This window comes from Pseudoalteromonas sp. P1-13-1a, assembly GCF_001401875.1.
Classification (GTDB): Bacteria; Pseudomonadota; Gammaproteobacteria; order Enterobacterales; family Alteromonadaceae; genus Pseudoalteromonas.
Genome location: NZ_LKDV01000058.1, coordinates 1 through 7,969, shown reverse-complemented (window position 1 = coordinate 7,969; position 7,969 = coordinate 1). Strand labels below are relative to the sequence as shown.

Genomic DNA, 7,969 nt, shown 5'->3' with positions numbered 1-7,969 from the left:
ACTGCTTTAAAGCCCTAGTGGACCCATAATTAATTTTACTACTTAAAGGTCAGCAATGAAGTCTTTTTGTCTTTTATTCTTTACGTTAGCCACCAGCTTAGCCCATGGCGCGTATATTCCTACGTCTTGGTCTAAAGCTAAGGAAGTCGCTAGGGATGAGGTTTATTCTGGGTATACGATTACAAAGTATTGTGGTTGCTCGTATGAGCCTAAAGGTGATAGCGGGGGTGTCATAGATACAGCTTCATGCGGTTATGATGGTTCTAAAGCAAAGTATAAAAACGCAATTACGGTGTTAGATTGGGAGCATGTTGTACCAGCCTCTTTAACACCCGCAAGGCAAATGAATTGTTGGGTTAATGGTAATCGTAACGTGTGTGAGAGGACTTCCAAAAAGGCTCAGGCCATTATCTTTGATTTGCATAATCTTGTTCCCTCAGTAGGGCAGACTAACCGTATAAGGTCAGACTCTAGGTATGGGATTATTGAAGGGGAAGCCAGAAAGCTTGGTCAATGTGATTTTGAGTGGACTAAAGATATCGTAGAGCCTTCAGGGAGGATTCGAGGTGATTTAGCTAGGATATGGCTCTATATGAGTTATAAACATGGTGTGAATCTGTCTGAGGAAGAACACTTAATGTTTCTTAGGTGGTCTCTTAGCGATCCTCCTGATGAATGGGAGTTCATTAGGAACGCTAGGATAAAGGAGCTTCAAGGTAACTCTAACGTTTATGTTGATATGTTTTTATAGTTATTTCAGTTAGTTATATCGCTAAGTGGAACTTATAATCTAGTTGGCCGAGCCCCTATTATGCATTTTCAGATGATATAATTCCGTGTAGGTATTGTTGGTTAAAACTCTAATACCTATTCATATAAACAAATTATAAGGAGTTATATCATATGAGGAGTATGAATACTTTTTTCGTTGATGAGCATGGTGTTGTACATTTTAAGAGGGTTTATGAGAACGACAAAAAGTATGCTTTTTTATTTCAGGATAAGTCTCTTCCTAGGAGTGGAAGGTCAAAAAAGAGTGATAAACCAAATGAAACGAAAGGAGCATAGCGTTTACTCTTATTAGTAGTTTTCACCTAAAGAGCTTACGTATAACACACTATACGGGCTAATGAAGTTAACTTATCGCATTAAACATAAGGTCTACATTAGGTTACTGCATGGTGCTAATTCCCCTGTAGGCCTTATATATAAAGACTCTCAAGGGAATTACATAGGGTAACAATAGGATAGGCTTAAAAGCCAATATCTTCCCACAGGTCCCTTTGTTTTTTCTTTTCTTTCGACAACCTTATTTTCTCTGAAGGTAATGTGAAGTCATATTTAATTTTATCCATGATATCGCTACTTGAGAGTTCATCTTCTTGATTTTCTTCTTTGTGTTGTTTTAAGTGTGCTAAGGCAAGGGTCCCACCAACTTTAAAAAACGTATCAAAGACATCAATCGCAAGGGCTTCAGCTGTTTCGTCGTATCCATCACAAAAGCTTTCTCCAATATAATGCTCTACAGGGAAGCCAAGGCGTTTTAATTCTTTAGATAAAGTAGTTGGTATATTTACACCTCTTGATTCAAAAGCTGGCAATGCTTTGTCTTTTTTCTGAGATATTAAACAGAACTCTGCTGCTAGTAATGGCAGATTATACCTTTCTCGACATATCTGCTTAAAGTTGTCATCAGTTATCTCATCGCCTTTTTGCACTGACTGTTGAGCATTGTAAGGGAAAGGGATGTTTGAGTGCTCTCTATTAAGTGTCGCTGGTGCAATCATAAGGTTAGAGGGCGTAAGCTTACCTACGAGGTTTCCTTCACCCTTAAGAGGGTCTATATGACACAAGTGATATTCATAGGTTTTGGTAACTGTTTCACCATCGCTTATAAACCCACACGCTTTACGATAGAACTTCCACAGGTGGATTAGACCTCTTAACTCATTGGTATCAGTGGGTATTGAATTTGTACACTGACGTTGGAAAGCCCTACGTAACCATTGACCAAATGAGCTACTAAAGAACTTATAGTCAATAGTCTTAGTGTGGCAGTCTTGGCATATGCTTATTGTAGAGCGACGCTGCTTACCTGTAATTGGATTAGTTGTTAATGCTTTTACTCTACGCTTACCGCACTCTCTACAGGTTACAGGGCGTTGTTTTGCCATTAAATGGGCTCCTTAATTCCTCTATATTTTATGCACTAATATAAATAGCGAACGAATCTAAGTGCCGTGTCGCTTGTACGGGGGTTCTGGTATTTTGGGAAGGTATATTACTTTTCTTGCTTCGATTCTTTCACTTTGCGACTTACTGAACTTACAGCACTATTATGTTTAGCTGATGTTTTAAGTACAGAGAGACCACTACTCTATGAAGTGTTCCTTTATGAGTCTCGAATTCAATAAATGTTACTGCGCCGTTGATTTTAAATCAAGCCATTGGAAATGAGGGGTACAAGAGTGGCTCAAAAACATTCATATATGAGCTGGGAGAAATGAGCTAGTTATAGGGGGTATTAAAAGTAGGGTGTTGACGCTTTTTAGCTAGGCTCATAAAATACCCCTACTTTTTACCCATAGAGAAATATAGTGAGCCAGCGAACATACTTCTATTGCCGTGTATCAACTACAGAGCAAACCACCGCTAATCAAGTGCAATCATTCAAAGATAAAGGTTATGAGGTAAAAGAGGACTTTGTTGTTGAGGAAACTGTATCAGGCGCAGTTTGTGCCATGGAGCGCAAAGGCTTTAAAGCTATGGTTGAACATAAACTGATGGCTGGAGATACTCTTGTGGTCCTTAAACTAGACCGCTTAGGCCGTGATAATATAGACATTCAGCAAACTATTGGCTTGTTAGTGAAGAAAGGTATCAAAGTCCATAGCCTAGACTTACCTTTTAATAGTGTAATGACTTCTGAAGATAAGTTGATGTTGGCAATATTCTCAGCTTTCTCAGCCTTCGAAAAGGATCGTATAAGAGAGCGCAGCATAGAGGGTCAAGCCAGAGCCAGAGCAGAAGGTAAGACAATAGGAAGACCAGCTAAAGCAAGCCCTGAGAAGGTCGCAGAGTTACGTGAAAGTGGTTTATCAATATCAGTCACAGCTAAACAATTAGGTGTATCAGAAGCCACTGTAAAGCGTTTATACGCCAAATCAAAGCAACAAAAGCAATAACTATATACTAATCAGTTTTTAGGTGCTCTGAACCTCTCAGAGCGTATTTATCTCTATATAATAAGGAGCAGCAATGACACAACCAAGAGACAACGCACTACGCGTATATTTTCACAGTTCGTGGGTCTCACAGACGAAAAAAGGCGGATGGGCTTTCCTGATGACACGTAAAGACAGCGAGGGCAACCTACAGCGCTCAAGGTTAAAAGGAAGCGCTAAGGAAACAACCCAGCAAGCAATGGAACTCACCGCGATTATAGAGGCTTTTAGGCGTATCAATGAAAGGCAATTAGCTGATAGACCTATTGCTGTATATACCTCTAGCAATTATATCAATCAAGGAATCAGCACATGGTTAGCAGGGTGGAAGGCTAAGAATTGGAAAGGCGCGAATAAAAAGCCAGTTAAGAATGCTGAGCTGTGGCAGGAGCTCGATAAGTGGAATGAAGAGTTTAAGCCTTCATGGGAACTCATAACGAATGAGGGAGACCACCCAGCAAGCGCAGAGGTCAAAGCGATGGCAGTTTCAGCAGGTAAAGGAGTGTAACCTATTGAATACCATTGGATATAAAACATGATAACGCTGGTGGGCTAGTAAAGAGTACAGATAAGAGAATGAATGTAGTAGCTTCACCTGATTCTCTCTTAACTGTCAGAAGTTACGGAGGCTTCTACAAATGCTCTCACTGTGGTCATAAGGACCACTATTCAGAAGTTGATTCATGGACACGCTGTAATGATTGCTTTGGTAGCCTTATCACTGATGTGATCGTTAATAGCCTTGATGAAATTGACCCTATCTAAAAAGCAGGGTTAACTGATGTGCGTACACTTGAGCTCTCTTAGGTGTACCACCATTACTACTAAAAAAAACGAAAGATCATCAACTCGTATGGACCTCAAATAGCCCCTAATACTTGTTAATAGAGTGTGTCGAAAAAAATGAGCAAACGATTATAACGTTTTTTTTTAGCTGCATGGGGCGATGCAATCGCTAGGACTAGTTAGCACCCTCAATCCCCCCCCCTTAGAGGGCTAGCAATTAAGTGAAGCGAGCTCACTATAATTGACTCAATAAGCATAGTGGTGAGGTTATGACTTTATAAACCTCTGAATAATATGAAGTCTGGAGTAGGCTGTCATTCGCTTGTATAAATAAAAAACTTAAGATTAAACAGCTATGTGCTAAAGTTGTAGCAAAAGTATCAGTATAATTTGCAGTTAATTTTAATCTTGAAATTCTATTTAGTCTTGTGATGCTAAGTAAGGTAGCGAAGGAAGTATCTAGAGTGGTGAGATATATTTTGTAAGATAATAAAGTAGAGGATTTATTTTGAAAGGAAGCATAATTAGCACGCTTATAAACATTGTAGGAACTGCAATTGCGACGATTTTAATAGTTCACATAACAAAGGATACAGTCGAACTTGAGTATTACCTTACAGACCCTATCCCTCTGGTTGTTGAAAAAGGGGAGGTGAAAGAGAGTGTGCAACAATTAACTGTTTTGAACAGTGGTCAAGTTACAATTGAATCAATTGGCATAAAAATTAAGGGTAGTATCAGGGAAGCTAACTTAGTCAAAAACTTTGCCAACGATGAAGTCACGCAAAATATTAATAAAACGTCTTTGCAGGCAAAATATAACACTCTCCCTCCCAACTCAAAGTTTAGTTACACGATTAAACCAACTACAGGTAGGGTTTCTGATACGGATATAGAGATAATTCACTCTAATGGTAAAGCGGTCAATGCTTTAGCTCCTACAAACAGTGAAAGTGTGCTTATCACTATTTACGCTATTTTAACTCTTGGCTTTATTATTTATGCTGTAATCTCGTTTTTTATAGTGCGAAAAGAAAATAAGCTAAAGCTTAGTAACTATAAAGACATATTGACCGTTTTGAATGAATCTAAACCTTTTTTCATAAAGCAACAAGATTGGGATAAAGTGCGTAAGGTTTATATCGAGAGTAAGAGGGGCATTAAATCCTTTCATTGTAGCAATCTCGAGGAAGATGAAAGTTACAAAATTCTAAATTCTTCAAAGCCTGAAAAGGTATCAGAATACGAGTGGGGTTTGCTTAAAGACACTATGGTTAAACATTTTGAAGACTTATATTTATATAGTGTAAAAAAAAGCTTTGACACTGAAAGTCTTAATAAAATTATTTTAGTAGAAAAACCAATTCATTTTTTAAAGTCAAAATGGCAAAACTTGATTAATGCCGCATATGACGAGCTTCTATCCATCAATAATTTGAAAATACCTTACTACGATACATCACCTGGACCTGTCGCTAGCGTTATTAAAAACATCCTTTCTGAGAATATAAATAATGATACTCTGAAGAAATATGAAAAAGCTTTAAAAGATAAATATTGTGCGTATATTTTAGTGAGTTTGAGTGAAGGATATCATTATGGGTCAGTGTCATTGAGCGAATTTGATATGACAATTCTTAATGAACGTGAAAAAGAAAAGATTGAAAATTTTGCCTATAAATTGAACTTTGCGAATGTACAGAATATTACTTCTATTTATGATGCTAAGTCATTCTTAGGTGGTGATAATTTCTTACAAACTTTACAAGCTACAGACTATAAATTTTTAAATGAAAAGGATTCTTCTAAACTAGAAGAAGTGGCAAAAGCTTATATTAAATTAGAGACAGACATCAATACATACGAAAAGTTACTTGTTAATATTAGAAAAATATCAGCAGGCTCACCCTTGGGTGAAAAGCCTGAAGAAATAGATGATGATAATTGGTCTAAATTAAAAAATATAGAAAATAAGCTTATAGGGCTAGCTAGTAAAAATAAAGCTGATATGGAAAGGATACGTATAGACGAAAAGGAGGTTTGTAGAATTAAAGAAAAAGTCTGTAAACAGTTATCTATAATAAGCGATGTTCTCAGCTATCCAAGAAAAGTTTCTGAAATTGAAGATTATGATAACCCTTTTGCTGAAGGTAACTTTAAAAACTTAAAAAAAGTTGCGGAAATACTTGCAACAAATAATAAATGACTTAGGCCCTGTTGGTATGATTTAAAGTTACTGTTTACTGGTAACAACCCCTGAAATTGACTACGCGTTAGTTCAATTAGCTTTTGCAAGTTGTTTCAGGGGAAGGGATTAAGTAATACCCACTTGATTAACTCAAGCTATTCAGTTCGTAATTAAGCCTTTACCTTAAAACTCATTCCATCACCTGAGGCCCATACCTCAGTACTCTCATCGTAGTTTAAATGTATATCATCACCATCATTCACTAAGATATCAATAGACTTCTTGCTAGGGTATAGCACGATAGTCTTCAGTTGTCGCTTAAGATGCTGGTGGAGTTTAAGTCGCTCAGATTGCTCATTGATATTCGCTGTGAGTTCCGTAATGTCTATAGACTCATTGTTGACAGCCTTGGCTGCTTGTATGTCAGCTAGCTCTTTATTTATCTCGTTGATGCGACTCTCTTTGTCACGGATAGCCTTACTGATATATGTACTGAAGCCATTCTCATCAATGTCTTTAATAAGTTTATCTATTTGCTTTTGTATGGTGACCAACTCACCTTCAAGACTTAGTGTCTTAGCGGTGTCTTCAGGCTTTTTAGCATAGGTTTTCAGCAGCTTTTGTAGAGCTATTAGGATAACCCATTGGGTATAGTAGTAACGGTGACTCGCATACTTACAGCCTGCACCATACCTAGCTAAGCTACACACTAGATAATACCCACCTTTTGGTGAACTCCCTTTATTAACGAATTGCACTGAGGAGCCACATTCGCATGATATAAAGCCTGAGAATATATTCCTAGTTAGCCCCTTCTTGATTGAACCCGTACTACCAATACGTCTATTTTTTATGGCTGCTTGTGATTTGTACCATAAATCTTCATCTATTATTTGTGGGTAGTAGTCTTTAATTACCTGACCAGTAGCTTCACGTTTACCTTTTGAGTTAGACACATGGGGGTGGTATTCACCTAAGACCATTCTGCCGTTCAGGAGCTTAGTGATAGTGGATGTATGCCATTTAGTTGCCCTTGAGCTAAGAGGGGGAAAGCCCTCACTGTTTAATCTTCTAACAATAGCTCCTCTCCCATAACCTTCAGCAGAGAGTAAAAATATGTATTTAACTAGAGCGGCCTTTGCTACTGAAACTAATATCTCTTTTTTATCATCACTGTAATATAGCCATGAAGGTAGAGGGGACCCCATGGGCTCTGAGGCTGCTCTGCTCTGTTTTTTATGCCATGCATCGCCTACACGTTTGCTCTTTGTGGCAGATTCCTCATGAGCTCGGCTCATAGACACCAAAGAAAGCATTAGGGAGTTCATATTCATCTCACCCTTTTTATAAACCTGTCTATCCATGAGGGTGACGACTGTTATTCCTAAGTTTACGATATTCATTAGGAGCATGAGGGAAGTCTCAACGGGTTGTCTACTCATGCGGTCAAAGCTCTCTATTAGTAAGTAGCTTCCTTCCTCTATGACACCTTCTTTAACCGCCTCTATAAACCTACCAAGCTCGCCATCAGAGGAGTTTTTACCCTTATAGCCACTAACCCCTAGGTCTCTAAATGACAAGCTCTGAAGTTCCAACCCGTTGCTATTTGCGTATTCTTGAGCGTTTTCTAATTGACGTTTGAGGCTTCTGCCTTCGATTTGACCTTTTGTACTGAAGCGGATGTAACTGTATGCCTTGTTCATAACTCTTATGTAAAACTCTATATAAATGTAGTGAAAAATATATGGGGTCCACTAGGGTATTATAAACT

At 38.1% G+C, this 7,969-nt stretch carries 6 protein-coding genes; 4 read left to right on the top strand and 2 right to left on the bottom strand.

Annotated elements, in window-relative coordinates; all coding sequences use genetic code 11:
* Positions 1-55 precede the first annotated feature (55 nt).
* Entirely contained in the window at positions 56-751 is a 696-nt protein-coding gene (locus tag AN391_RS19515; RefSeq protein ID WP_055016929.1) for an endonuclease, read from the top strand.
* Positions 752-1,253: 502 nt separating this feature from the next.
* On the opposite strand, the gene AN391_RS19510 is transcribed toward AN391_RS19515, so the two are convergent.
* The gene (locus AN391_RS19510) at positions 1,254-2,174 is read right to left on the bottom strand and encodes a hypothetical protein (RefSeq protein WP_055016928.1); all 921 of its coding nucleotides are present in this window, start codon (positions 2,172-2,174) and stop codon (positions 1,254-1,256) included.
* A gap of 423 nt (positions 2,175-2,597) precedes the next feature.
* Between AN391_RS19510 and AN391_RS19505 the strand changes: the two genes are divergently transcribed.
* From AN391_RS19505 to AN391_RS19495, 3 genes are all read left to right on the top strand, one after another.
* Positions 2,598-3,185, top strand: coding sequence for a recombinase family protein (locus tag AN391_RS19505; protein ID WP_055016927.1), 588 nt, complete (start codon positions 2,598-2,600; stop codon positions 3,183-3,185).
* A gap of 73 nt (positions 3,186-3,258) precedes the next feature.
* The gene (locus AN391_RS19500) at positions 3,259-3,732 is read left to right on the top strand and encodes an RNase H family protein (RefSeq protein WP_055016926.1); all 474 of its coding nucleotides are present in this window, start codon (positions 3,259-3,261) and stop codon (positions 3,730-3,732) included.
* Between the two features lie 786 nt (positions 3,733-4,518).
* Positions 4,519-6,216, top strand: a complete 1,698-nt coding sequence (locus AN391_RS19495) for a hypothetical protein (protein ID WP_055016925.1) — start codon at positions 4,519-4,521, stop codon at positions 6,214-6,216.
* A gap of 152 nt (positions 6,217-6,368) precedes the next feature.
* Here the strand turns inward: AN391_RS19495 and AN391_RS19490 are convergent, their stop codons facing one another.
* Positions 6,369-7,901 (bottom strand): recombinase family protein, encoded by a 1,533-nt coding sequence (locus AN391_RS19490; RefSeq protein WP_055016924.1) that lies wholly within the window; start codon positions 7,899-7,901, stop codon positions 6,369-6,371.
* Between the last annotated feature and the right edge of the window lie 68 nt (positions 7,902-7,969).